This is a genomic window from Streptomyces sp. DT2A-34, assembly GCF_030499515.1.
GTDB lineage: Bacteria > Actinomycetota > Actinomycetes > Streptomycetales > Streptomycetaceae > Streptomyces.
On the sequence record NZ_JASTWJ010000001.1, the window covers coordinates 2,130,206 to 2,154,165 of the forward strand.

Below are 23,960 nucleotides of genomic sequence, written 5' to 3' on the forward strand. Positions count from 1 at the left end.
GGCATGACCGTCACAGCCGCGGGTCCACCGGCTCCGACTCCAGCGCCAGCACCCCGAACACCGCCTCGTGCACCCGCCACAGCGGCTCGCCGTCCGCCAGCCGGTCGAGGGCCTCCAGCCCCAGCGCGTACTCGCGGAGGGCGAGGGACCGCTTGTGGTTGAGGAACCGCTGCCGCAGCCGAGCCAGGTTGTCCGGGCGCGTGTACTCGGGACCGTAGATGATCCGCAGGTACTCGCGGCCCCGGCACTTGATACCCGGCTGCACCAAGCGGCCCGCCTTTCCCCCACTCTCGGCTTCGCTCGAGCGGGGGGACCCCCGTCGCAGCACCGCACCGAGCGGCTTGACGACCATGCCCTCGCCGCCGCGGCCCGTCATCTCCAGCCACCAGTCGACGCCGGCCTGGACCGAGTCCGGGTCGCCGGTGTCGACGTACAGGCGTCGGGTCGTCTGGAGCAGCCCCGTGCTGTCGTGCTCCACCAGCCGGTCGAGGAGCGCGAGCTGCTCGTCGTGCGGGAGCGCGGCGAGGCTGCGGCCCTGAACCGCCAGGATCTGGAACGGGGCCAGGCGTACGCCGTCCAGGCCGTCCGTCGTCCAGCAGTAGCGGCGGTACGCCTCCGTGAACGCGGCGGCGTCCGAGGCACGTTCGCGCTGGCGCGCCAGCAGCCCCGACACGTCGACGCCGCGCGCCGCGGCGCCCTCGAGGGCGGCCAGCGCACCGGGGAACACGGCCCCGGAGGCGGCGCCGACCGCCGCGTACTGCGAGCGCAGCAGGCCGGAGGCCTTGAGCGACCACGGCATCAGCTCGGCGTCGAGGAGCACCCAGTCCGTCTCCAGCTCCGCCCACAGACCGGCCTCGGTCACAGCGCCCCGGACCCGCTCCAGGATCGTCTCCGTCACGGACTCGTCGTCGAAGAAGGGGCGACCGGTACGGGTGTACAGCGACCCGGTGGGACCGTCGACCCCGAACCTCTTGCGCGCGACCTCCGCGTCCCGGCACACCAGGGCCACCGCCCGCGAACCCATGTGCTTCTCCTCGCACACGACCCGCTCGACGTCGTCCTCCTTGTACTGCGCGAAGGCCTCCGCCGGGTGCTCCAGGTATCCCTCGACGTGACTCGTGGCCGTCGGTGCCATCGTCGGCGGGAGGTACGGCAGCAGGCGCGGGTCGACGGCGAAGCGGCTCATGACCTCCAGGGCCGCCGCCGCGTTCTCCTCACGGACGGACACCCGGCCGGCGTGCCGCGTCTCCACGACCCTGCGCCCGTGCACGTCCGCCAGGTCCAGCGGTCGCCCGTCGTGCCCGCCGGGTGCCTCCGCCCGCAGCGGCTTCGTCGGCTCGTACCAGACCTGCTCGGCCGGTACGTCGACCAGTTCCCGCTCCGGCCAGCGCAGTCCGGTCAGCTTGCCGCCGAAGACGGCACCGGTGTCCAGGCAGATGGTGTTGTTCAGCCATGTGGCCTCCGGCACCGGAGTGTGGCCGTACACCACAGCCGCCCGGCCGCGGTAGTCCTCCGCCCACGGGTAGCGCACCGGCAGCCCGAACTCGTCGGTCTCCCCGGTGGTGTCGCCGTACAGCGCGTGCGAGCGCACCCGGCCGGACGTACGCCCGTGGTACTTCTCGGGCAGACCGGCGTGGCAGACCACCAGCCGGCCGCCGTCGAGGACGTAGTGACTGACGAGCCCGTCGATGAACTCCCGTACCTCGGCCCGGAACTCCTCGCTCTCGCCCTCCATCTGCTCGATGGTCTCGGCCAGCCCGTGGGTGTGCTGGACCTTGCGGCCCTTGAGGTAACGCCCGTACTTGTTCTCGTGGTTGCCCGGCACGCACAGCGCGTTGCCCGACTTCACCATCGACATGACACGCCGCAGCACACCCGGGCTGTCCGGGCCGCGGTCGACGAGGTCGCCGACGAAGACGGCGGTACGGCCGTCCGGGTGCACACCGTCGACGTAGCCCAACTTGCCGAGCAGCGCCTCCAGTTCGAAGGCACAGCCGTGGATGTCACCGATGATGTCGAAGGGGCCGGTGAGGTGGGTCAGGTCGTTGAAGCGCTTCTCGGTGACGACGGTGGCGTTCTCGACGTCCTCGACGCCCCGCAGGACGTGCACCTTGCGGAAGCCCTCGCGCTCCAGGTGCCTGAGCGACCGGCGCAGTTCACGGGTGTGCCGCTGGATGACCCGGCGCGGCATGTCGGCCCGGTCGGTGCGGCCCGCGTTGCGCTCGGCGCACACCTGCTCCGGCACGTCGAGCACGATGGCTATCGGCAGCACGTCGTACTGCTTGGCCAGGCCGATCAGCTGCCGTCGGGCGTCCTGCTGCACGCTGGTGGCGTCGACGACCGTACGACGGCCGGCGGCCAGGCGCTTGCCCGCGATGTAGTGCAGGACGTCGAAGGCGTCCCGGGTCGCGCTCTGGTCGTTCTCGTCGTCGGAGACCAGGCCGCGGCAGAAGTCGGAGGAGATGACCTCCGTGGGCTTGAAGTGCCGGCGGGCGAAGGTGGACTTGCCGGAGCCGGAGGCGCCGATGAGTACGACGAGGGAAAGGTCGGTGACGGGCAGGACCCGCCCCTCGGTTGCCCGGGTGGTCTCGCTCATGCGGCCTTCGCCTCCTTCTCGTTCACGTCGTCCTTCGTGGCGGCCGTGCTCATCTCGGCCGTGCTCATCTCGAACATGGCCATCTGGGTGGGCGGCCCCACCTCCGGGTCGTCGGGCCCCACGGGCACGAACTCCACGCCGTACCCGTGCCGTCCGGCCACCGCCTCCGCCCAGGCCCGGAACTCCTCACGGGTCCACTCGAAGCGGTGGTCGCCGTGCCGGACGTGCCCGGCCGGAAGGGACTCCCAGCGGACGTTGTACTCGACGTTCGGGGTCGTCACCAGAACCGTCCGCGGGCGGGCGGAGCCGAACACCGCGTACTCGAGGGCGGGCAGCCGCGGCAGGTCGAGGTGCTCGATGACCTCGCTGAGCACCGCGGCGTCGTAGCCCTTGAGCCGGCTGTCGGTGTAGGCGAGGGAGCTCTGGAAGAGCTTCACCCGCGAGGCCTGCCGCTCCCCCATCCGGTGCAGCTTCAGCCGCCGACCGGCGATGGTCAGCGCCCTCATCGACACGTCGACGCCCACGATCTCGGTGAACGCCGGGTCCTTCAGCAGCGCCTGCACCAACTGCCCCTGCCCGCACCCGAGGTCGAGCACTCGGGCGGCACCGGACGCCTTCAGCGCGGCGGTGATCGCGTCCCGCCGCTGCACGGCGAGCGGCGTCGGCTTCTCTTCCGTCTCCCCCTCCGCCTCGACGGCGTTGTCGATGTCCTCGACCTCGCTGTCGTCGGCCTCGGCGAGCCGCACGAGCTCCAGCCGCTCCATCGCCTCCCGGGTCAGCGACCAGCGGCGCGACAGATACCGGCTGGTGATCACCTTCTGCTCCGGGTGGTCCGGCAGCCAGCCCGCACCGGCCCGCAGCAGCTTGTCGACCTCGTCGGAGGAGACCCAGTAGTGCTTGGCGTCGTCGAGAACCGGCAGCAGGACGTACAGATGACGCAGGGCCTCGGCGAGGGTCAGCGCGTCCGACTCCAGGACGAGACGGACGTACCGCGAGTCGCCCCACTGAGGGAACTCGGTGTCCAGCGGCACGGGCTCGGCGGTCACCGCCCAGCCGAGCGGTTCGAAGAGCCGTCGTACGAGCTCCGGGCCGCCTCGGGCCGGGAGCGCGGGCACCTCGATACGCAGAGGCAGTGGCTGCGCGACGCGCTCGGGCCGGGAGTTGCACACGCCCCGCATCGCGCTGGAGAAGACGGCGCTCAGCGCCACGGCCAGCAGCGAGGAGGCCGCGTACGGACGGTCGTTGACGTACTGCGCGAGCGCCGCGTCGGGCGCTCCGCCCCGGCCCTTGCCCTTACCGCGCCGGACCAGTGCCACGGCATCGACCTCCAGCAGCAACGCCGCCGTGCAGCGCTCGGCGTCCGCCTCCGGGTAGAGGACGTGCGCCTTGCCGTAGGAGGTGGAGAACGCCTGCGATTTCTCGGGGTGCTTGTGCAGCAGGTAGCCGAGATCGGTGGCCGGGCGTTCCGGCGTGCCGGTGGTACTGATCGTCAGGAACACGGTGGTTGCCTCGAATGTGGTCTGAACTGCGGACACCACAACGTACAGTCCGCCGCCCGGCCGTACGCAGGCATTTTTCGCCGGCCACCGCCATCACCGGCGATGGACCGGAAACCCTGGAGGGAATGGAGAATTCCACCGACGGCGACGCCCGCGCCCTGGTGCAGCGGCGTCTCGGTGAACCTGAAGGCCGTAGGAATAAGCGGCCGTTGAGGACCGGAAAAGAATCACCGATCACCGGAGAGTCCCGAAACCGGAGAGACAAACGCCCGAGAACATGACCGCCAAGACCAGTCCGTTTTGACCGAGGCGAAGGCGAACCGTTAACTCCTCGGCAATTCCACGGCACACCACCGCACCCGCGAAAAGGAGTCCTCCATGACGGATCTCCGCAGGGCGCGGACGGCGCCTCGGGCAGCGCGTCCATGCCATCGCTGCCCGAGGCACGGCGTGGCTACGACAGCTGCGACTGGACCTGGGAGGAGATGAGCTCGAGGTGGTCCAGGTCGGCCAGGTCGAGGACCTGGAGGTAGAGCCGCCGCGACCCGATCTCCTGGTACCGGCCGATCTTCTCGACCACCTCGGCCGGGGAGCCGGCGAGCCCGTTGAGCTTCAGCTCGTCCACCTCACGTCCGATCGCGGCGGCACGACGGGCGACCTCCTGGTCGTCCTTGCCGACGCACACGACGAGAGCGTTGGAGCAGACGAGCTCGTCCTGCTTGCGGCCGACCTCCTCAGCGGCGGCCCGCACCCGCCCGAACTGCCGCTCGCTGTCCTCGACCGAGGCGAACGGCATGTTGAACTCGTCGGCGTACTTGGCGGCCAGCCGCGGAGTACGGGTGGTGCCGTGTCCGCCGATCAGAACCGGAATCCGGTCCTGGGCGGGCTTGGGCAGGGCAGGCGAGTCGCTGAGGTCGTAGTACTTCCCGTGGAAGTCGAAGGTCGCACCGACCTCGGTCGCCCACAGCCCGGTGACGATCGCAAGCTGCTCCTCCAGCCGCCCGAACTTCTCCTTCGGGAACGGGATGCCGTACGCCTGGTGCTCCTCCTCGAACCACCCCGCCCCCAGGCCGAGTTCGACACGGCCGCCGGACATCTGGTCGACCTGGGCGACCTGGATGGCGAGCACGCCGGGCAGCCGGAAGGTGCCGGCGGTCATCAGGGTCCCGAGGCGAATCCGCTTGGTCTCCCGCGCGAGGCCGGCGAGCGTGATCCAGGCGTCGGTGGGGCCGGGAAGACCGTCCACGGAACCCATCTTCAGATAGTGGTCCGACCGGAAGAAGGCGTCGAAGCCGAGGTCCTCGGTGGCCTTCGCCACGGTGAGGAGGGTGTCGTAGGTGGCGCCCTGCTGGGGCTCGGTGAAGATGCGAAGATCCATACGTCCATCCTGCACGCCGCGCCATCGGTGGACCGAACCGGTCCCCCGGCCCTCCGCGTCCACGGTCGGGTGAATTCCGTCCACCCCGTTGCCGCCCCCTGCCCGGGCCAGTGACCGCCCCCGACGGTGATCGTTGGCTCGGTCGGAGCCGGACCGCCCGGCCCCCGCCCCGGCCGTCGAGCGCCGGAGCGTCACCGTGTCGGCCCACTTCCATCGCGGGCCGGAGGCCGAGGAGGCCGTCATGTCCGAGAACTTCCCGCCACAGCAGGGCGGCGGCACCGGCCAGCCGAAAGGACTGCTACAGCAGATGGAGGAGCTGATGGCAGCCCTGAACGCGGACCTGTCGGCCCTCGACGCGGACCTGCAGTCGACCGGGGGGTCCGGGCGCGGCCACCTGCAGGACGGGGAGACCGGCTGACGGCCCGTCTGATTACGGCTGGGGGTGACTGCGGGGTGACTGCGTCGGCTGGGCCGAGTCATGGACACCGCCCGCCTGCCGCGGCACCCGGCGCCAGAGCTGAGCAGAGGGCATCACGCAGCCCGGCGCTGACGGGGTGCCGCCCGCGCCCACCCGTGCCGCCCCAGCGGCACGACTGCCCGCGGATTGGGCGGGACCGCCCGCGGCCGGGGCGGAATGCACGCGGCTGGGCGGAACGACCCGCGACCGAGGCTTCCGACGGCCCGCGACCGAGGCTTCGGAGGACCCGCGCGTCGGATGGCCTGCGGCTGAGGCGTGGGACGGCCCGCACGCGCGTACGGCGGCAAGGGGACGTGCCGGGGGGGTCCGCCCGCAGAGTCGGGCGTCAAGACACAGCACCTCTAGCCCAACGCCCACCGCCCGACCGAGGACGGACACCCCCCGGCACGGCCCCGACCCACAACCCACCCGCAGGCGCTACCCGCACCCCCACCCCACCCGCACAGGCCGCCGCAGGCACCCCGCCCAACCAGCGGACGCTACCCCGCCTCCCTCTCCGGTAACACCTGATCCCGATCCGCCAGTCTTCGCAGCATCTCCAGCACCCGATCCCGAGACTCGTCCGCCGCGTCGATCGCCTCCATGCACTGCCAGTACGTCGCCTCGTCATCCGCGGAGCTGGCCATCCCGACGAGGGCGATCCCGACCTCCCCCAAGAGGCTGCCCAGATGCATCAGCGCCTGCCGCGCCTCACCCAACTCCGTGAGCTGGGCCGCGCGTAAGGACCCGTCCGCCAGTTCCGGCGCCTGCAGGACCCCGCAGCCACGCCCTGCCAGCTCCGTCAACCCCAGCGCCTCGCCCCGTAGTTCAGGTGGCCCGAACACCGCGAGCCGACTCCCTATCGCCTGAGCCAGGGCCTGTGCCTGCCACACCTCGGTCATGATCTCCAGCGCACCCCTGCTCCCCGCCAGCGCCCGCCTGCTCGTCACGATCAGCCGCACCGCGTCCATCCGCAGTCCCCGTCTGTCCCGACGCGCTGCCCACGCGTCCACCCGAACTCCCTTGTCCACTACCCAGAGTGAAGGCCCTTGAGACAAAAAGCCAGAGGAAGACGGAAATCTGCGGACAACTTTTCGGCTACACCCCCCGAAATGAACACAGAGAGTGAAAACGGACTGCGCCCCTCCCTCGCGCCGCCCCTCCCCGCGCCGCCCCCTCCCTACGGCGCCGGAAACCGCCGCTCGTTCCGGTCGATCTTCGCGTCCAGCGCCGCCAACGGATCGATCCCGAGCACCTCGCACAGCTGCAACAGATAGGCCAGCACATCCGCGACCTCATCGTTCACCCGCGCCGAGGTATCCGGGTCGTCCATGACCCGCGCCGACTCCTCCGGCGTCAACCACTGGAAAATCTCCACCAGTTCGGACGCCTCGACACTGAGCGCGGCGACGAGGTTCTTCGGCGTGTGATACGGCTGCCAGTTCCGTGCGGCGGCGAACTCGGCCAGCCTGCGCTGCAGCTTGGCCACATCAAGAGGTTCGTTCACGGCACCAGGTGTACCACCGTGACGCCACCCACCTCCGCCACGCCCTCATCCCCCGTAGCGGCGGTACCCGCAGCCCCCAGCACCCCCGCCACCTCACTCACCGCCCCGACCACCCGAATATGCCCCCGCTCACACATCCGCGCCGCCAACCGCACCAACTCCCCGCGCTGCCCCGGATCCAGCCCCCGGTCGAGCCCATCCGCCAGCACGGTCAGCGTCTGCATGGCCGCGGGCACCTCACCGACCGAGTCGACCTCCAGCACCCCGGGCCCGGTCAACAGCACCAACGACAGCGCGAGATACCGCAGCTCACCATCGCCCAGCCGACCGAGCTCCGTACGAACCCCGTCCCCCCGGTCGAGCACCCCCCGCACCGTTCCGTCCCCCAGCACCTCGGCAACCACATCCGCAACCGCGCCCGCACACCCCGCCCCCACCGCGGCCACGAACCGCGCATGCCGCCGCCCGCACTCGGCGTGGGTCCGCCACAGCACATCGGCGAGGTTGTCGCAGCCCCCGAGCAGCCGCCCGGAACCGATCGGCACGGGAGCCCGCATCCGTTCGGGCCGGGGATCGCAGGCGAAGACCGACCGCAACGCCACCACCATCTGCTCCGCGGCGGCGAGCACCCGCCGCTGCCCGTCCGTCTTCCCGGCCACCCGCAGCGGCAGCAGAGCGGTCCCGAGCCGATCGTCGGGCAGCGGCGCCCGCGTCACCGGCGACTGGCCGGCCGTGTGCCAGGCGGCCTGCACATAGGGCCGACTCGGATCACGCAGGGCCGTCTCCAGCAGGACAACACCCCCCGCGCTCAACCGCTCCCCCACGATGCGCAGTTCGGGTTCGGCCTGCACGGCGACATCGAGCCGGACCGGGCCCTCGGGACCGTCGGCCGTGCAGCCGATACGGAAGCCGCGCCGCCGTTGGGCATCGGGCCGGGCCCGCTCGGGCACGCAGGCCACCGGATCGGCGAACACCTCACCGACCCCGGCACCGCCACCGAGCCGTGCCAGCGCCTCGTACGCCCGCAGCGCGGTCGTCTTCCCGCACCCGCTCGGCCCGGCGAAGAGCGTGAACGCCCCGAGCGCGAGCGCGGCCCGCCGATGCCCGGCGAACGCGGACAGCCGCAGCTCGGTGACGCGAGGCCGGCCGGTATGCGCCTCGGCCACGGACTCCATGGAGGACGGGAGGGAAGCGACACCAGGGGTGGGGGAAGCGGCACCAGACACAGAGGACACAGCCATGTCCGGACCGTAGGACCCCCGCCATCAGGCGAACCGTTCCACCCCGGCACCCTTCCTACGATCGAGGGAGCGCCCGCGCAGCCCCCTCACGCGCCAGAAACCGCAAACCGCAGGCCCCCTCACGCACCGGAAACCGCAAACCGCAGCCCCCCTCACGCGCCAGAAACCCCAAGCCCCGTCGCGCACCGGAAACCGCAGGCCCCGGCGCACCAGGCCCCGCAGGCCCCCCTCAGTGCCCTGGAGCCCCCGCCCCCTCCATCAACCCACTCACCTCGGTCCCCGGCGGCGTCAGCAGGAACACATTCCGGTCCACCCGATGCATCCCGCTGGCCAGGCCGAAGACCACGCCCGTACTGAAGTCGAGGACCCGCTTGGCGACCTCGGTCTCCGCCCCCGTCAGATCCAGCAGCACCGGAATCCCCGCCATCAGTGTCTCGGCGACGTCGCGGGCGTCCGCGAACACGTTGACCCGTAGGACGACGAACCGGCGACGCGGCTCCGTCACCGCCTCCGGGGACACTCGGTGGTCCACCGCGGACGGCCAGGCGTCACGGCCGCGCAACGGCACGACCTGGGCGAGCCCCTCCCACTGTTCATCGGTGACGTCGTGGCTGTTCACCGGCTCCCCCCGTGTTGATTTGCCTTCCATGCCTGCACCAGCCAATTCTTACGCCAAGTCACCCGTTCGGCCCAACAGCGACACGATGCGCGACCGCATCGCGCCGTTCCCGCACCCCTCACATCGCCCTCACATCGGGCCATCGGCGGCTGTGTGGCCGACGTAACTCCTCATGATCAAGGGATGTGACATCGACGTAACGGGCAATTCGTACGCTTCACTCACCACCCCGACCGCCGGAGAAGGACAGCGTGTGACCGAGACCACCTCGACGACTCAGGTCCGAACGGTCTGCACATACTGCGGGGTCGGCTGCGGAATCCTGCTGGACGTCGGGATGGGGCCCGACGGGCGGCGTACGGTCCTGAAGGCCTCCGGCGACAAGGCGCACCCGGCGAACGCGGGCCGGCTGTGCACCAAGGGCGCGACGACGGCCGAGATGCTCGCCGCGCCCGGGCGGCTCACGAACGCGCTGGTCAGGGACGACCGCGGCGAGGAGCCGGTGCCCTCCCCGATGGCCGACGCGATCTCCGAGACGGCCCGGCGGCTGCGCGCGATCATCGACGAGCACGGGCCGGACGCGGTCGCCTTCTATGTCTCCGGGCAGATGAGCCTGGAGGCCCAGTACCTGTCGAACAAGCTGGCCAAGGGGTTCATCCGCACCAACCAGATCGAGTCGAACTCGCGACTCTGCATGGCCAGCGCGGGTATGGGCTACAAGCTGTCCCTCGGCGCCGACGGGCCGCCCGGGTCGTACGAGGACTTCGAGAAGGCGGATGTCTTCCTGGTCACCGGCTCGAACATGGCCGACTGCCACCCCATCCTCTTCCTGCGGATGATGGAGCGGGTCAAGGCGGGCGCGAAACTCATCGTGGTCGACCCGCGACGCACCGCCACCGCCGCCAAGGCCGACCTGTTCCTCCAGGTCAAGCCGGGGACGGACCTCGCCCTGCTCAACGGCCTGCTGCACCTGCTCGTCGAGAACGGCCACACCGACCCCGACTTCATCGCCGCCCACACCGAGGGCTGGGAGGCGATGCCCGAGTTCCTCGCCGATTACGCGCCGGCCGTCGTCGCCGAGATCACCGGAATCGCCGAGGACGACCTGCGCACCGCCGCCCGGCTGATCGGCGAGGCGGGCGAGTGGATGAGCTGCTGGACGATGGGGCTCAACCAGTCCACCCACGGCACCTGGAACACGAACGCCCTGGTCAACCTGCATCTGGCCACGGGAGCGATCTGCCGCCCGGGTTCCGGCCCCTTCTCGCTCACCGGGCAGCCCAACGCCATGGGCGGGCGCGAGATGGGGTACATGGGGCCGGGGCTGCCGGGGCAGCGGTCCGTCGCCGTGGACGCCGAGCGGGCCTTCGTCGAGGAGCTGTGGGAGCTGCCGCCGGGCACCCTGCGCGCCGACGGGGTCGGCAAGGGCACCGTCGAGATGTTCGAGAAGATGGCCGACGGGGAGATCAAGGCCTGCTGGATCATCTGCACCAACCCCGTCGCCTCGGTCGCCAATCGCCGTACCGTCATCGAGGGGCTGGAGGCCGCCGAGTTCGTCGTCACGCAGGACGTGTTCGGCGAGACCGAGACCAACGCGTACGCCGATGTGGTGCTGCCCGGCGCGATGTGGACCGAGGGCGAGGGTGTCTTCGTCAACAGTGAGCGCAACCTCACGCTGACCCGGCCGGTGGCCGACCCGCCGGGCGAGGCGATGGCGGACTGGCGGATCATCGCGGCGGTCGCGTGCGCGATGGGGTACGAGAAGGGGTTCTCGTACGACAGTGCCGAGGACGTCTTCGAGGAGATACGGCGGGCCTGGAACCCGGTGACCGGCTGGGATCTGCGCGGGGTGACGTACGAGCGGCTGCGCACCACGCCCGTGCAGTGGCCGGCCGCCGACGTGGACGGGCCGGAGCGCAATCCGATCCGGTACGTCGACTCGAACGGCGAGCTGCGGTTCCCGACCGCGAGCGGGCGGGGTGTCTTCCACGCGCGGCCGCACATGCCGCCCGCCGAGATGCCGGACGACGACTACCCCTTCGTACTGAACACCGGGCGTGTGCAGCACCAGTGGCACACGCTGACCAAGACCGGGAAGGTCGCCAAGCTCAACAAGCTGAACCCGGGGCCGTTCGTGGAGGTGCATCCGCAGGACGCGCGTGAGCTGGGGATCGCCGACGGGGACCGGGTGGAGGTCGCCTCGCGGCGGGGGCGGGCGGTGCTGCCGGCGGTGGTGACGGATCGGGTGCGGCCCGGGGGGTGTTTCGCTCCGTTCCACTGGAACGACCTTTTCGGGGAGTACCTGAGCGTCAACGCGGTGACGAGCGACGCGGTGGATCCGATCTCCTTCCAGCCGGAGTTCAAGGTGTGCGCCGTGTCGCTGGCCAAGGTGGCGACTCCCGTGTCGGAGAGGCCGGTCGAGGCACTGACGCCGACAGCCGTCACCCCCGGCACCGCCGATCCCTTCGGGCTCGAACCCGCGCCGCCACCCGTCCTGTCCGCACAGGAACGTCTCTACCTCACCGGGTTTCTCGCCGGCCTCGACGCCGGCGCGCCGGGTGTCCCCGTGCTCCCGCCGGACGCGCCCTTCAGCCCCGAGCACGCGCTGTGGGTGAACGGTGTCCTGGCCGGCATGTACTCGCGCACGTTGACGCGACCGCGTGCGCAGGACGGCCGTGAGGTCGTCGTGCTGTGGGCCTCGCAGACGGGCAATGCCGAGGAGTTCGCCACCGCCACCGCCGAGCGGCTGGGCGCTGCGGGGCACCGCACCACCCTGGTGGGCATGGACGAGACCGACATCGGCGCGCTCGCCCGCACGGCCGATCTGCTCTTCATCACCAGCACGTTCGGCGACGGCGACGCGCCCGACAACGGGTCGGGCTTCTGGGACACCCTGGCCGACGAGGGCGCTCCACGGCTGAACGGCGTGCGGTACGCCGTACTCGCCTTCGGTGACTCGTCGTACGACGACTTCTGCGGGCACGGGCGGCGGCTCGACGCCCGGCTGGACGAGCTGGGCGCGGTGCGCCTGGCCCCCCGTACGGATTGCGAACCGGACTACGAGCCGTCCGCCGGTGTGTGGCTCGACCAGGTCCTCACGGCGCTGGGCGGCGGCACGGACGTGCCCGCGGTCGAGAAGCCGAAGGCCCCGAAGGCCGGTCCCAAGCCCGCCCCCGCCACCGCCCGCCTCGTCGGCAACCGGCTGCTCAGCCTGCCCGGCGCCGGCAAGGAGGTGCGGCGCTTCACCTTCGACACGAGCGGGACCTCGCTGACGTACGAGGCGGGCGACGCGCTCGGCGTCCGTCCGGTCAACTCGCCCGCGCTGGTGGAGGAGTGGCTCGCGGTGACGGGGGTCGACGGCTCAACGGCCGTGCAGGTGGACGGGGTCGGCGAGGTCTCCTTCGCTCAGGCCCTGCACCGGCACCTCGACATCACCAGGATCACCTCTGACCTGCTCCGCTTCGTCGCCGAACGCGTCCGCGACGACCGGGAGTTGCGTCGGCTGCTGCGGCCCGACAACAAGGACGGGCTGGCGCAGTGGAGTTGGGGTCGGCAGGCGGTGGACGTCATCGCCGAGCACCCCGTGCGGGCGGGCGCCGAGGAGTGGGCCGGGGTGCTGAAGAAGCTCCAGCCGCGGCTGTACTCCATATCGTCCAGCCCGCTCGTCGATCCGCACAGCGTCTCGCTGACGGTCTCCGTCGTGCGGTACGAGAACCTGCACGGCCGGCCGCGCGGCGGGGTCTGCTCGCCCTTCCTCGCCGACGCCGAGCCGGACACCGAGGTGCCGGTCTTCGTGCAGCGCTCCCCGCACTTCCGGCCGCCCGCGGACGCCGCCACGCCGATGATCATGGTCGGTCCGGGCACGGGTGTCGCGCCCTTCGTCGGTTTCCTGCAGGAGCGGCACGCGCTCGGGCACAAGGCGCCCAACTGGCTCTTCTTCGGGGAGCAGCACCGGGCCAGCGACTTCTATTACGAGGACGAGCTGACCGCGCTGCTCGACGAGGGCACCCTCGCCCGGCTGGACACCGCGTTCTCCCGCGACCAGCGCAACAAGGTGTACGTCCAGGACCGGATGCGCGAACACGGCCCGGAGCTGTGGCGCTGGCTCCAGGATGGCGCCCACTTCTACGTCTGCGGTGATGCCTCGCGCATGGCCAAGGACGTGGACCGGGCGCTGCGGGACATCGCGGTCGCGCATGGCGGGCTGGAGGAGGCCGAGGCGTCGGCCTATGTGAAGCAGCTGGCGGCGGCGAAGCGGTACGTCCGAGACGTCTACTGACCTCCGCCGGGGCGGCCCCAGCAGGCGCCGGGGATCTCTCACCTGCCTCACACCGGGCTCTTCACCTCCCTCGACACCCTGCTCACCAGGCCTGATTACCGTCCGGTGCCGTGCAGTTGGCAGAACAGCAGCTGGTGACACCCGGCCGACGGACGCAGTGGTCGGTGCCCGCCACGGTCCCGGAACCCCCTGCCCAGTGGCACCGCGTGCTGACCCTCCTCGCGGACATCAGCCTCTTCATCGGCACCCGCGCGATCTGGACGCAGGCGGCCAGTCACCGACTCGTCGTGGCCGCGGCCATCTCGGTGTGCTACGCCTCGATGCTGGTCTGCGGTGTGCTGGCGCTGGTGGTACGGCGGGCGAGGTCGCTGGCCCGCCTCGACCTGTGCGTCCTGGTGACCGCCGTGACGCTGACGCTCTGCGCGTGGGCGATGAACCACGCGGGCAGCGACGAGGCGATCCTCACCACCCAGGCCGCCCGGGAACTGGTCGCCGGGCATCCCGTCTACGGGCAGCCGTGGCCCTGGCTCTTCGGCCACGGCGTCGCGCTCACGCCGACGGTGACGGGCGGCTACGACTTCACGTACGGCTACCCGCCCCTGGCCCCGCTGCTGACGGCACCGCTGCTGTGGCTGGGGCACGGGGGCACGCCCGCGACGGCGGTGAGCACGGCCGCCCTCGTCGCCGGCGCCGTCGCGCTGTGGCGGATGCTGCCCACGCCGTGGCGGTCGGCGGCGACCATGGCGTACCTGGGGTTCGGGTTCCTGCCCTCGTACGGCCGCCTCGGCTATCCGGCGATCGTGGCGCTGGCCCTGCTGGTGCCGGTGGTGGTGCGGTGGCCGCGGATCGGGCGGGGCGGGCGGCTCGGGGCGGCCGGGCTGGCGCGGGCGGCGTGTCTGGGGGCGGCGTGTGCGGCGCAGCAGCTGCCGTGGTTCGTCGCGCCGTTCCTGCTGGCCGGGATCTACGCCGTGCGGCGCGGGGAGCTGGGCGCTCGGGCGGCGGCGCTGGTGGTGGCGCGGGTCGCCGGGGCCGCCGGGGTCGTATGGCTGCTGCTCAACACGTACTTCGTGGTGAGCGAGCCGGGCACCTGGATCCGGGGCATCGCGCTGCCGCTGACGCAGGGCGCGGTGATCCACGGGCAGGGCGTGGTCGGCGTCTCGCTGTACTTCACCGACGGCAGCGACCGGCTCGATTGGTACTCGCACGCGAGCATGCTGCTGGTGGCGGGTCTGCTCGTGCTCTTCGTGCTGTTCGTGCGGCGGCTGGGGCCCGCGGCGACCGTTCTGCCGTGGTGCGCGTTCTTTCTGGCGACCCGGTCGCAGGACGGCTACTACCTGATGATGACGCCGCTGTGGCTGACGGCGGCGGTCACCGCGCCCGCGTCGGAGTTCGCCACCGCCTGGCAGCCACGCCCTCGGGTGCTCCTGCGGCGTCCGGCGCGGATCGCGGCGGCCGCGCTGCTGCTCACCCCGGCCCTGGCGAGCGCGGCATGGGCGGCGACCGGGACGCCGCCGCTGGGGATGCGGGTGACGTCGGCGCGGTGGGCGACGCCGACTGCCGTGACCGTCCTGGACGTTGAGGTCACGAACAGGGACTCCGCCGCCCTGACGCCCCACTTCACGCTCACCACGGGCCAGGGCATGGACCAGTACTGGACGGTCGCACGAGGACCCGCCGCGCTGGCCGCTCACACGACGGCACGCTATGAACTCCGGCCGCCCGCAGAGAGGTTCGCCCTTCCCCGTCCGGGCGTACGGATCCGGCTGCGGGCCTTCACCGCCGTACCGCAGACGCTGTCGAGCGCCGACGTCAGGCTGCCGCGGTCCGGGTGAAGCGGAGGGTGGCGGCGACCGCGGTCAGGCCACGCATCATGCCGAGCTGGTTCCAGTCCATGCCGAACTGGTCGCGGTCCACGGTGAACTCGGCGTCCAGGGTGAGCGCGTCGGCGTCCGCGCCGGCGAGGCGGGCGGTGAAGGAGTCGGCGGCGCGCAGGTGCTCGTCGCGCTTGGCGCTGCGGATGTCCAGGGAGGCGGCGTCCAGGGTGATCGTGCCGACGGCGGAGCCGTCGGGCCGGACCTCGCCGTTGCCGGTGACGGCGGCGAAGGTGCCCTTCACGGTGACCAGGCCCCAGAAGGTCTTGTGCCGGAGGGCGACGGTGGAGGCGGCGGGGTCGAGCTGCCAGGTTCCGGTTTCGGCGGCGACGGCGACGGCGACGGACTCCTGCCCGTCGAGCTGCACGCCTGGATGCTGATGCTGGCCGCGATGGGAGCCGTCGAGCAGGAACTGCGCACCGTCGTCAAGGAACGGCTGGACGTCTCGCACGACGAGTTCCTGATCCTGTGCCTGCTCGCCGCGGACCCCGGCCAGGCGCTGCGCATGACGCGGATCGCCGAACTCCTGGGCCGCCCCAAGACCCGGCTCACCTACCAGATCGCCTGCCTCCAGCACGCCGGCCTGGTCACCCGCAAGTCGGTCTGCGGCGACAAGCGGGGCGTCGAGGTTACCCGCACCGAGAAGGCGCGGGGCCTGATCGAGGAGGCCTCCGCGGTCCTCGCCGAGACGGTCAAGGAGGCGCCGGCCCGGTTCATGGGCCCCACCCAGCGCCAGGCGATGTGCGCGCTGATGCCCGGCTTCGCGGCGGAGGCGACGTCGGAGTGGTCGCCGGAGTAGTCGCCGGAGTAGTCGCCGGTGCGGGTGCGGGTACCCGGGCGGTCCCCGCACCGACACCGAGGAGGGGTTCATGGGCATCTCGGACCTGCCCGCTCCCGTCGTACGGCCCGAAGCCGTGCCCCCGTCCGACCCGGCCGCCCTGGAGGCGGCGCTGAGGGAGCGTGTCGACGGGGAGGTCCGTTTCGACGCCGGAAGCCGGGCCGCGTACTCCACCGACGCCTCGAACTTCCGCCAGACGCCGATCGGTGTGGTCGTACCGCACACCCCTGAGGCGGCCGCGGAGGCGGTGGCCGTCGCGCGGGAGCACGACGCGCCCGTGCTGTCGCGGGGTGGCGGGACGTCTCTGGCGGGGCAGTGCACCAACACGGCCGTCGTCATCGACTGGTCGAAGTACTGCACGGGACTGGAGTCGGTGGACGTCGAGGCCCGTACGTGTGTCGTCCAGCCGGGCATCGTCCTCGACGAGCTCAACCGGCAACTCGCCCCGACCGGCCTGCGCTTCGGGCCCGAGCCCGCCACCCACGCCAACTGCACGATCGGCGGCATGATCGGCAACAACTCGTGCGGCGCGACCGCGCAGGCGCACGGCAAGGTCGTCGACAACATCGCCCGTCTGGAAGTGCTGCTCTACGACGGCACCCGCTTCTGGTGCGGGGAGACGAGCGACGAGGAGTACGCCGAGATCGAGCGGCAGGGTGACCTGCGAGCCGCCGTGTACCGGCAGTTGCGCGCCCTGCGCGACGGCTGCGCCGGCGACATCCGCCGCCGCTTCCCGCGGATCCCGCGCCGGGTCTCCGGCTACAACCTGGACTCGCTCCTGCCCGAGCACGGCTTCGACGTCGCCGGGCTGCTGGTCGGCAGCGAGTCGACGCTGGTCACCGTCCTGCGGGCGGAGCTGGAGCTGGTGCCGGTGGTGAAGGAACGCATGCTGGTGGTGCTGGGGTTCCCGGACATCGCGCTCGCCGCCGAGGCCGTACCGGCGATCCTGCCGTACGAGCCGATCGCGCTGGAGGGCGTCGACCGCCGTCTGGTCCACGACGAGCGGCTCAAGCACCTCAATGAGCAGGCGATCGGCCAACTGCCCGAGGGCGACGCCTTCTTGATGGCGCAGTTCGGCGGCGAGACCGTCGAGGAGGCCGACGAGCACGCGCACCGCATGCTGGACGCACTGCACGAGTCCGAGCACGACGCGGAGGTCGCCTTCCTGGACGACCCCGCCCACGAGGAGCAGCTCTGGCAGCTCCGCGAGGCCGGTCTCGGCGCCACCGCGCACATCCCCGACCGCCCGGACACCTGGGAGGGCTGGGAGGACTCGGCGGTGCCGCCGGAGCGACTCGGCGAGTATCTGCGGCGGCTGCGCGGCCTGTTCGAGGAGTTCGGGTACCTCAGCGACACCGGGCCCAGCCTCTACGGCCACTTCGGGCAGGGGTGCGTGCACACGCGGATCCCCTTCGACCTGTACAGCGCCGAGGGGGTGGCCGACTACCGGCGGTTCATGGAGCGGGCGGCCGATCTCGTGGTCGAGTTCGGCGGGTCCCTCTCCGGCGAGCACGGGGACGGGCAGAGCCGGGGCGAGCTGCTGCCGCGGATGTTCGGCCAGGAGCTGGTGGAGGCGTTCGGGCGGCTCAAGGCGGTCTTCGACCCGGCCGACCGGATGAACCCCGGTAAGGTCGTGGCGCCGTACGGGCTCGACGAGAACCTGCGGCTGGGCGGCGACTGGGCGCCGTACGACCCCCGCGACCTGCACTTCCGTTTCCCGCACGACGGCGGGTCCTTCGCCGAGGCCGCCAACCGGTGCGTGGGCGTGGGCAAGTGCCGTCGCCTCGAAACCGAGGGCGGTGCGGTGATGTGCCCGTCCTACCAGGTCACGCTGGAGGAGGAGCACTCCACGCGCGGCCGGGCCCGGTTGCTGTTCGAGATGCTCGACGGGCACGGCGACAGCGCGATCCGGGACCGCTGGCGTTCGCAGGCGGTCAAGGACGCGCTCGATCTGTGCCTGGCCTGCAAGGGGTGCAAGAGCGACTGCCCGGCCGATGTCGACATGGCGACGTACAAGGCGGAGTTCCTGTCCCACCACTACGCGGGGCGGCCCTGGCTCAGGCCCCGCTCCGATCTGTCGATGGGCTGGCTGCCGGTCGTCGCCCAGGCCGTGGGCCGCGGCGGGCTCGGCCCCGTGGTGAACGCCTTCACCCACACCCCGCCGCTGTCCCGGGCGGCGGTCGCGATGGCGGGGGTCGAGGACCGGGAAGTGCCGCTGTTCGCACGGCAGTCGCTGCAGCGGTGGTTCGCCCGCCGTGGGACGGCCGGCTCCTCCGGTGCCGGGGAGCGCGGGACGGTGCTGCTGTGGCCGGACACGTTCACCAACTTCTTCCATCCGCACGTCGGTCAGGCGGCGGTGGAGCTGCTGGAACACGCGGGCTGGCGCGTGACCATGCCCAGTGAGCCACTGTGCTGCGGCCTGACCTGGATCTCCACCGGTCAACTGGACGTCGCCGAACGCGTCCTGGCCCGGACCGTGCGCCACCTGGCCGGTCATCTGCGGGACAGCGGGCTGGTGGTCGGCCTGGAGCCGAGCTGTACGGCCGTGTTCCGGTCGGACGCGGGCGAGCTGTTCCCCGGCGACCGGGACGTGCGCAGGCTGGCGGAGCAGACGGTGACACTGTCGGAGTTGCTCACCGAGCACAGCCCGGGATACGAGCCCCCGCAGGTGCCCGACCGCACGGCCCGCGCGCTGGCCCAGGTGCACTGCCACCAGCACGCCGTACTGGGCTGGGAGGCCGACGCGAAGCTGCTGCGCCGGGCCGGGGTCGACGCGGAGCGGCTGGACTCCGGGTGCTGCGGCCTGGCCGGCAACTTCGGCTTCGAGCAGGGCCACTTGGAGGTCAGCCGGGCCTGCGCGGAACGCGCCCTGCTGCCGTGACTGCGGGAGGAGGACGCCGGCACCGTGGTCCTCGCGGACGGCTTCAGCTGTCGTACGCAGATCCACGAGCTCGACAGCGGCGGCCACGAGGCGGTCCACCTGGCGGAACTGCTGGCGTCGGCACTGCCGTCGTCCGAGGTGGCAGCCAGTGCGTACGGGGTCGCCCCGGGCGCCCGGCCGGCACCTCCGGGGCGCCGGGCGCGGGCTCTGGCGCTCGCTTCGGCGGGGGTGGCGGTGGGCGGGGTGGCCGCGGGGATGGCTCGGGCGGTTCGGGGCATGCGGAGGTGATGACCGGCCGGCCCGTGGCGGCCGGTCATCCCGCATCAGGCGGAAGGCGCTCCGGTGAGGACCTCCACCCGGCCGGTGTCGAGCGAGTAGTAGGCGCTGACGACGGCCAGGTCGCCCTTCTTCACCAGCGGGGCGAGATCGGCGTTGCTCCGCAGATCGGCGGCGGTCTGCTTGACGTGGACGCGGGTCATGGCCTCGACCGGGTCCGCGTGCTTCTGCTGGGCGATCGCCTCGTACGCCGGGCGGAGGGCTTCGACGATGGACTGCAGGGTGCCCGGCAGCGGCTTGTTGTCCTTCAGGGCCTGGTACGACGCCTTGACCGCGCCGCAGCGCTGGTGGCCGAGTACGACGATCAGCGGGGTCCCCGAGGTCATGGGCCCGTACTCGACGGAACCGGTGACCACCGGTGCCACGACCTGCCCGCCGGTGCGCATCACGAACAGGTCGCCGAGCCCGGTGTCGAAGAGGAGCTCCGGCGGCACCCGGGAGTCGATGCAGGAGAGGATGACGCCGTACGGGTCCTGCTCCGGGGCGACGAACGCGCGCCGGTCGAGATCCCGGTTGGGGTGCTGGAGCTTGCCGTCCACCCAGCGCTTGTTGCCCTCCATCAGCCGTGCGAACGCCGCCCATGGCGAGTCCGGGGGTGCGATCGCGGAGGGTGAGGGGGTCGACGCCGCTCCGACGACTGCCGTCTTGTTCGCTGCCGTACCGGTGTCCGTCTTCGACGAACAGCCGGTTATCACGGCCGCGGTGGCGAGTATCCCTCCGGTGAGAAAGGCTCTCCGCTGCGGTTGCGAGGCGCTGCCCATGGCACTCGTCCCTTTCTGTTTTCCCTGGTGACGCGGGTGATGCCACTGTTTCGAATCAGCGGTTAACGCCCGTACAGGCCAGATACAGGGGACGGGAAACGCGCATCCAAATCACGTCGTAGTGGCCGCCGATGGCGCCGGCGGGCCCGTGCTCCGCCGAACGTTCCCGGGGCGACCGGCGTCACAGAGGTGACCGTCGTCGAAGGGACCGCCGCCATGACCGCCGTACGTCTCACTGCCCGCCCCGTGCCCCGACTCGCGCTGATCGCGGGGATGCTCTGTGCGGTCGCCGCCTGTGACAACGAGACGTCGACGGCACCGGCGTCCGCCCGGGCCACGTGGCAGGAGCCCGCCTCGTACACCTACACGCTCCGCTCCAGCGAAGGGGAGCGGAGCCTGCTCGGCACCTTCCGGATCACCGTTCGTGACGGTGCCGTGGCCAAGGCGGTGGGCCTCGACGACAGCGGCCGGCACGTGGTCGAGGACGTGCCCGAGGCGGTGCCCACCATCGGGGGGCTCCTCGGCGAACTGGAGCAGGCGCGACGGGACGACGCGGACACGGCCGAGGTGGAGTACGCGGCCGACGGGCATCCTGTGCGGATCTCCCTGGACTGGGAGGAGGACGCGATCGACGACGAGGCCCGCTACGTCATCAGCGCCTACCAGCCGACCGACGGCCGGCGCGTCAGCCGCTGACCGTCCAGTCGCGTCCGGTTCGAAGCTGGTCGCGTCCTTCGCCGATGTGGCGACGGCCGCTGTGCGGTCATTTCGCCGAACCCGTCGCCGAACCCGTCGCCGAACTCGATCGCGTCAGGCCCGCGTAGCGCTGGGCGACTCCGCCGGGAAGCAGGTACTCGGCCAGCAGGTTGCCGGCGCGGCGGGACGGCAGCCCCATGTCGTGCAGGAGTTCGTCGGCGCAGTGGATGTCGTAGGGGCCGAAGTCGTAGCCGCCGGAGCCCGGCAGCACCTGTTCCTGCCAGGCCAGGCGAGCGTCGATGGCGTCCCGCATCTCCCGCTCGTTCGGGGTGGTGCGCAGCGTGCCCCGGAAGTGACTGGTCAGCCAGTGCGCGGTGAGTTCCACGCCCATGATGTTGTTGAAGACCTGCCGGAAACCGACGAATCCGAGCCGGTCGGCGCCGGGTGGCACGATGCCCCGGTAGAGCCGCAGCCGCCCGGCGGAATCGTGCACGCGCACGCTCGGGTCCAGGAACGGGAAGACTTTGTGGTGCCCCGTGGCGAACACGATGACATCCGCCGCCACTTCCTCGCCGGTCGCCAGTCGCAGCCCTTGGCCGGTGTACGCCTCGACGGCACTGACCTTGGGGATGATCCGGCCGCGGCGGACGGCCCGTACGTAGCCGCGTGGCATCACTCCGGCGTGGGCCAGGTGGAAGGGGAGCGCGTGCGCGGGCCGCAGTTGCCTCGGCAGCCGGTACAGCCCGGTGGACAACAGCGTGTCGCGGGTGATGAGCCACCACAGAGCCTTCTTGACCCGCTCGTCGAGGCGATCGATCGGACGGACGCAGGCCGGATCGTGGTAGCGGGGCAGGAGCGCCTCACCGAGCCGGGTGAACAGGATCCACTTGTAGCCGACCAGCCCGAGCAGGAACCGCTCGGGAACCATCCAGTTCACCTTGCGCTGCACGAGGGTGGCCGAGGCCGCCTCGTGTGCGGCGCGGGTGGCCAGGTCCAACGCGGACTTGCCGCCGCCCACGACGACCACGCGCCGGCCGGTGAACGTCCCGGCCCGCACCTCGTTGGAGTGCAGCACGGTCCCCTGGAACAGCTCACGCCCGGGCAGTTCGGGCACGTGCGCATGATGATGAGCCCCACTGGCGACGACGACGTAGTCGAATCGTTCGCGCTGCACCTCCGCCGCCTTGTCGCCGACGGGCCGAGAGTCGATCAGCCAGCCGGAGGCGCCCGACCGCCCGGGCCCGTCCACCGGCCGGATGGACACCACCTCGGTGCCGGGTCGGACGCGGTCCAGCACACCGAAGGTCTCGGCGTAGTCCTCCAGGTAGCGTTGCGTGTCCGCCGCGGCGGCGAAGTGCAGGCGGTTGGGCAGGTCCGCGAACTCGAAGATGCGGAGCGCGGACTGGTTGGACAGGCCGTCGTAGCAGCCTCCCGCTGACCATATCCCGCCGACCTGCTGGTACTTGTCGTAGACGGTGACGTCGAAGCCGTTCTCCAGCAGCACCTTGGCGGTGACGATTCCCCCGGGGCCGGCCCCGACAACACACGCTTTCATCCGCTGTCACTCTCCTTGGGTGGTCGGTGTCAACTTCCCGCTGGCGTTACCAGAGTTGCGGGGGCGGGGCCGTCGGGGCGCACGGTGATGCCGTACTTCGCCTTCGTGGGGGTGGACGAGAAGGCCGGGGTGTGGACCGGCAGCAGGTGTTCGAGCAGGACGGTTGATTCGCGGAGCGCGAATTGCAGACCGAGGCAGGCGCGGGGGCCGATACCGAAGGGGAAGTAGGCGCCCGGGTGGGCGGGGCGGCCGTCCGGGGCGGTGAAGCGCCGGGGGTCGAAGCGCTCCGGCTCCGGCCACAGTTCGGGGTCGCGATGGGTGAGATACGGGCATACGAGGATGTCGGTGCCCGCCTCGATGGTGTGGCCTTCGGCGAGGGTGTCGGTCTCGGTGGCGTGGCGGGGCAGGAGCCAGGCGGAGGGGTAGAGGCGGAGCGTCTCGTGGACCAGAGCCTGGACGGCCTGGCGGCGTTGCGGTGAGCCTTCCTCGCCGGTGGCGAGAGCCTGTTCGCGGGCGGCGGGGTGCTGGTCGAGGAGCAGGTAGAGCCAGGTCAGGGTGGACGCTGTGGTCTCGTGCCCGGCGGCGAGCAGCGTGACCAGTTCGTCGCGGATCAGCCGGTCGGTGTATTCGGGGCGCTCGGTGGCGGCGTCGGTCAGGACGTGCACGAGGCCCGGTCCGTCGGGACCGGCCGCCCCGCTGCGGGCGGCCTCGATGGCACGCCGGGCGACCGCGTCGATCCGGGCGAGGTCGGCGGCGACGGCGTCCTGGGCTTCGGTGAGGTCGGCGGGCAGGGTCGGAAGGGCGGCCCCCACGGCCTCTACGGCGGCCAGTTCGCGCTCGGTTTCGTCGTCGAGGGGGTGCCCGGTGAGGGAGCGCCAGATGGCGTCGAGGGCGAAGCGGTGCATCTCCCGCCCGACGTCGAAGGTCTCCCCGGTACGGGCGTACCCGTCCCAGCGCTCGGCGGCGGTCCGGGCGGCCGCGGTGATCCGCTGCTCGTAGCGGCGCATCCCGGTGCCGGTGAACTGCGCCTGCAGCAAACGGCGTTGCCGCTTCCACGCCTCGCCCGTGGCGGCCATGACGCCGTCGCCGATCAGCAGACGGGCGCGGTGGGAGCGCTTGACGTACCGCTCGGGGTGCCGGGCGAGTACCTGCTGGACCGCCGCCGGATCGGTGACGAGAACGGTGGGCGCCGGCCCGATCCGGAACGCGGCGACGCCGCCGACCCGCTCGCGCACCTGGGCCAGCAGCTCGACCAGCTCACCTCCCCCCGAACGCCACCGCCGCACGAGCCCCGGCTCGGCTTCGGGAACCGGCCGCCCCGTTCCGGGAACGCGGGGAACGGAGGCGAGACCGGCTTCAGCTTCCATGCTTCTTCTCCTGGTCAACCGCTGGGCCCGGCCGAGGACTTGGCCGCGCCGGGGTACTGGCACGAGTACGGGTACGAGC

Annotated in this window: 16 protein-coding genes and 1 pseudogene; 6 read left to right on the top strand and 11 right to left on the bottom strand. The window is 71.6% G+C overall.

Going from position 1 to position 23,960, the window contains the following annotated elements; genetic code table 11:
• Positions 1-10: 10 nt before the first annotated feature.
• The 3 genes from QQM39_RS09185 to QQM39_RS09195 all read right to left on the bottom strand — a co-directional run bounded on the left by QQM39_RS09185 (position 11) and on the right by QQM39_RS09195 (position 5,473).
• A complete protein-coding gene (locus QQM39_RS09185) occupies positions 11-2,596 on the bottom strand; it encodes a polynucleotide kinase-phosphatase (RefSeq protein WP_301996202.1) in 2,586 nt (861 codons plus the stop codon).
• Positions 2,593-4,095 (bottom strand): 3' terminal RNA ribose 2'-O-methyltransferase Hen1, encoded by a 1,503-nt coding sequence (locus QQM39_RS09190; protein ID WP_302003529.1) that lies wholly within the window; start codon positions 4,093-4,095, stop codon positions 2,593-2,595. Before QQM39_RS09190 ends, QQM39_RS09185 begins: the two co-directional genes overlap by 4 nt.
• 454 nt (positions 4,096-4,549) lie before the next feature.
• Entirely contained in the window at positions 4,550-5,473 is a 924-nt protein-coding gene (locus tag QQM39_RS09195; RefSeq protein ID WP_301996203.1) for an LLM class F420-dependent oxidoreductase, read from the bottom strand.
• Between the two features lie 241 nt (positions 5,474-5,714).
• Here QQM39_RS09195 and QQM39_RS09200 point away from each other — a divergent pair, with 241 nt between their 5' ends.
• On the top strand, positions 5,715-5,891 hold the full coding sequence (locus tag QQM39_RS09200; protein WP_301996204.1) for a hypothetical protein: 177 nt from the start codon (positions 5,715-5,717) through the stop codon (positions 5,889-5,891).
• 539 nt (positions 5,892-6,430) lie between these two features.
• On the opposite strand, the gene QQM39_RS09205 is transcribed toward QQM39_RS09200, so the two are convergent.
• The 4 genes from QQM39_RS09205 to QQM39_RS09220 form a co-directional block, all read right to left on the bottom strand.
• Positions 6,431-6,901, bottom strand: coding sequence for a DUF6099 family protein (locus tag QQM39_RS09205; RefSeq protein ID WP_302003530.1), 471 nt, complete (start codon positions 6,899-6,901; stop codon positions 6,431-6,433).
• Between the two features lie 209 nt (positions 6,902-7,110).
• Positions 7,111-7,437 carry a nucleotide pyrophosphohydrolase gene (locus QQM39_RS09210; protein WP_301996205.1) on the bottom strand — a complete coding sequence of 109 codons (327 nt, stop codon included), beginning with the start codon at positions 7,435-7,437 and terminating at the stop codon, positions 7,111-7,113.
• A complete protein-coding gene (locus QQM39_RS09215; RefSeq protein WP_302003531.1) occupies positions 7,434-8,612 on the bottom strand; it encodes an ATP-binding protein in 1,179 nt (392 codons plus the stop codon). The genes QQM39_RS09210 and QQM39_RS09215 overlap by 4 nt, the downstream gene beginning before the upstream one ends.
• Before the next feature lie 295 nt (positions 8,613-8,907).
• Positions 8,908-9,327, bottom strand: a complete 420-nt coding sequence (locus QQM39_RS09220; RefSeq protein WP_301996206.1) for a cell division protein SepF — start codon at positions 9,325-9,327, stop codon at positions 8,908-8,910.
• A 223-nt stretch (positions 9,328-9,550) separates the two neighbouring features.
• Between QQM39_RS09220 and QQM39_RS09225 the strand changes: the two genes are divergently transcribed.
• Both QQM39_RS09225 and QQM39_RS09230 read left to right on the top strand, forming a co-directional pair.
• Positions 9,551-13,576, top strand: a complete 4,026-nt coding sequence (locus tag QQM39_RS09225) for a bifunctional nitrate reductase/sulfite reductase flavoprotein subunit alpha (protein ID WP_301996207.1) — start codon at positions 9,551-9,553, stop codon at positions 13,574-13,576.
• Positions 13,577-13,710: 134 nt separating this feature from the next.
• A complete protein-coding gene (locus tag QQM39_RS09230) occupies positions 13,711-15,408 on the top strand; it encodes a hypothetical protein (RefSeq protein WP_302003532.1) in 1,698 nt (565 codons plus the stop codon).
• On the opposite strand, the gene QQM39_RS09235 is transcribed toward QQM39_RS09230, so the two are convergent.
• Positions 15,386-15,814, bottom strand: a complete 429-nt coding sequence (locus tag QQM39_RS09235) for a YceI family protein (RefSeq protein ID WP_301996208.1) — start codon at positions 15,812-15,814, stop codon at positions 15,386-15,388. The two genes, QQM39_RS09230 and QQM39_RS09235, sit on opposite strands and share 23 nt — an antisense overlap.
• A 24-nt stretch (positions 15,815-15,838) precedes the next feature.
• Between QQM39_RS09235 and QQM39_RS09240 the strand changes: the two genes are divergently transcribed.
• Both QQM39_RS09240 and QQM39_RS09245 read left to right on the top strand, forming a co-directional pair.
• Positions 15,839-16,246, top strand: coding sequence for a MarR family winged helix-turn-helix transcriptional regulator (locus QQM39_RS09240; RefSeq protein ID WP_301996209.1), 408 nt, complete (start codon positions 15,839-15,841; stop codon positions 16,244-16,246).
• Positions 16,247-16,316: 70 nt separating this feature from the next.
• A pseudogene (locus tag QQM39_RS09245) lies at positions 16,317-19,454 on the top strand (FAD-binding and (Fe-S)-binding domain-containing protein).
• A gap of 35 nt (positions 19,455-19,489) precedes the next feature.
• Here the strand turns inward: QQM39_RS09245 and QQM39_RS09250 are convergent.
• Entirely contained in the window at positions 19,490-20,263 is a 774-nt protein-coding gene (locus QQM39_RS09250) for a carbonic anhydrase (RefSeq protein WP_301996210.1), read from the bottom strand.
• Positions 20,264-20,479: 216 nt separating this feature from the next.
• Between QQM39_RS09250 and QQM39_RS09255 the strand changes: the two genes are divergently transcribed.
• On the top strand, positions 20,480-20,959 hold the full coding sequence (locus QQM39_RS09255) for a DUF6174 domain-containing protein (protein ID WP_301996211.1): 480 nt from the start codon (positions 20,480-20,482) through the stop codon (positions 20,957-20,959).
• Positions 20,960-21,026: 67 nt separating this feature from the next.
• On the opposite strand, the gene QQM39_RS09260 is transcribed toward QQM39_RS09255, so the two are convergent.
• Together QQM39_RS09260 and QQM39_RS09265 are read right to left on the bottom strand one after the other, a co-directional pair.
• Complete coding sequence (locus QQM39_RS09260; RefSeq protein WP_301996212.1) at positions 21,027-22,514, bottom strand: NAD(P)/FAD-dependent oxidoreductase; 1,488 nt, start codon at positions 22,512-22,514, stop codon at positions 21,027-21,029.
• Positions 22,515-22,543: 29 nt separating this feature from the next.
• Positions 22,544-23,881 (bottom strand): cytochrome P450, encoded by a 1,338-nt coding sequence (locus QQM39_RS09265; protein ID WP_301996213.1) that lies wholly within the window; start codon positions 23,879-23,881, stop codon positions 22,544-22,546.
• Positions 23,882-23,960 lie beyond the last annotated feature (79 nt).

Excerpts from the sequence above, each read along its gene's own strand:
- QQM39_RS09185 (WP_301996202.1), bottom strand. The coding sequence starts at position 2,596 with ATGAGCGAGACCACCCGGGCAACCGAGGGGCGGGTCCTGCCCGTCACC.
- QQM39_RS09195 (WP_301996203.1), bottom strand. The coding sequence starts at position 5,473 with ATGGATCTTCGCATCTTCACCGAGCCCCAGCAGGGCGCCACCTACGAC.
- QQM39_RS09200 (WP_301996204.1), top strand. The coding sequence starts at position 5,715 with ATGTCCGAGAACTTCCCGCCACAGCAGGGCGGCGGCACCGGCCAGCCG.
- QQM39_RS09205 (WP_302003530.1), bottom strand. The coding sequence starts at position 6,901 with ATGGACGCGGTGCGGCTGATCGTGACGAGCAGGCGGGCGCTGGCGGGG.
- QQM39_RS09215 (WP_302003531.1), bottom strand. The coding sequence starts at position 8,612 with ATGGAGTCCGTGGCCGAGGCGCATACCGGCCGGCCTCGCGTCACCGAG.
- QQM39_RS09220 (WP_301996206.1), bottom strand. The coding sequence starts at position 9,327 with ATGGAAGGCAAATCAACACGGGGGGAGCCGGTGAACAGCCACGACGTC.
- QQM39_RS09240 (WP_301996209.1), top strand. The coding sequence starts at position 15,839 with ATGGGAGCCGTCGAGCAGGAACTGCGCACCGTCGTCAAGGAACGGCTG.
- QQM39_RS09250 (WP_301996210.1), bottom strand. The coding sequence starts at position 20,263 with ATGGGCAGCGCCTCGCAACCGCAGCGGAGAGCCTTTCTCACCGGAGGG.
- QQM39_RS09255 (WP_301996211.1), top strand. The coding sequence starts at position 20,480 with ATGACCGCCGTACGTCTCACTGCCCGCCCCGTGCCCCGACTCGCGCTG.
- QQM39_RS09260 (WP_301996212.1), bottom strand. The coding sequence starts at position 22,514 with ATGAAAGCGTGTGTTGTCGGGGCCGGCCCCGGGGGAATCGTCACCGCC.
- QQM39_RS09265 (WP_301996213.1), bottom strand. The coding sequence starts at position 23,881 with ATGGAAGCTGAAGCCGGTCTCGCCTCCGTTCCCCGCGTTCCCGGAACG.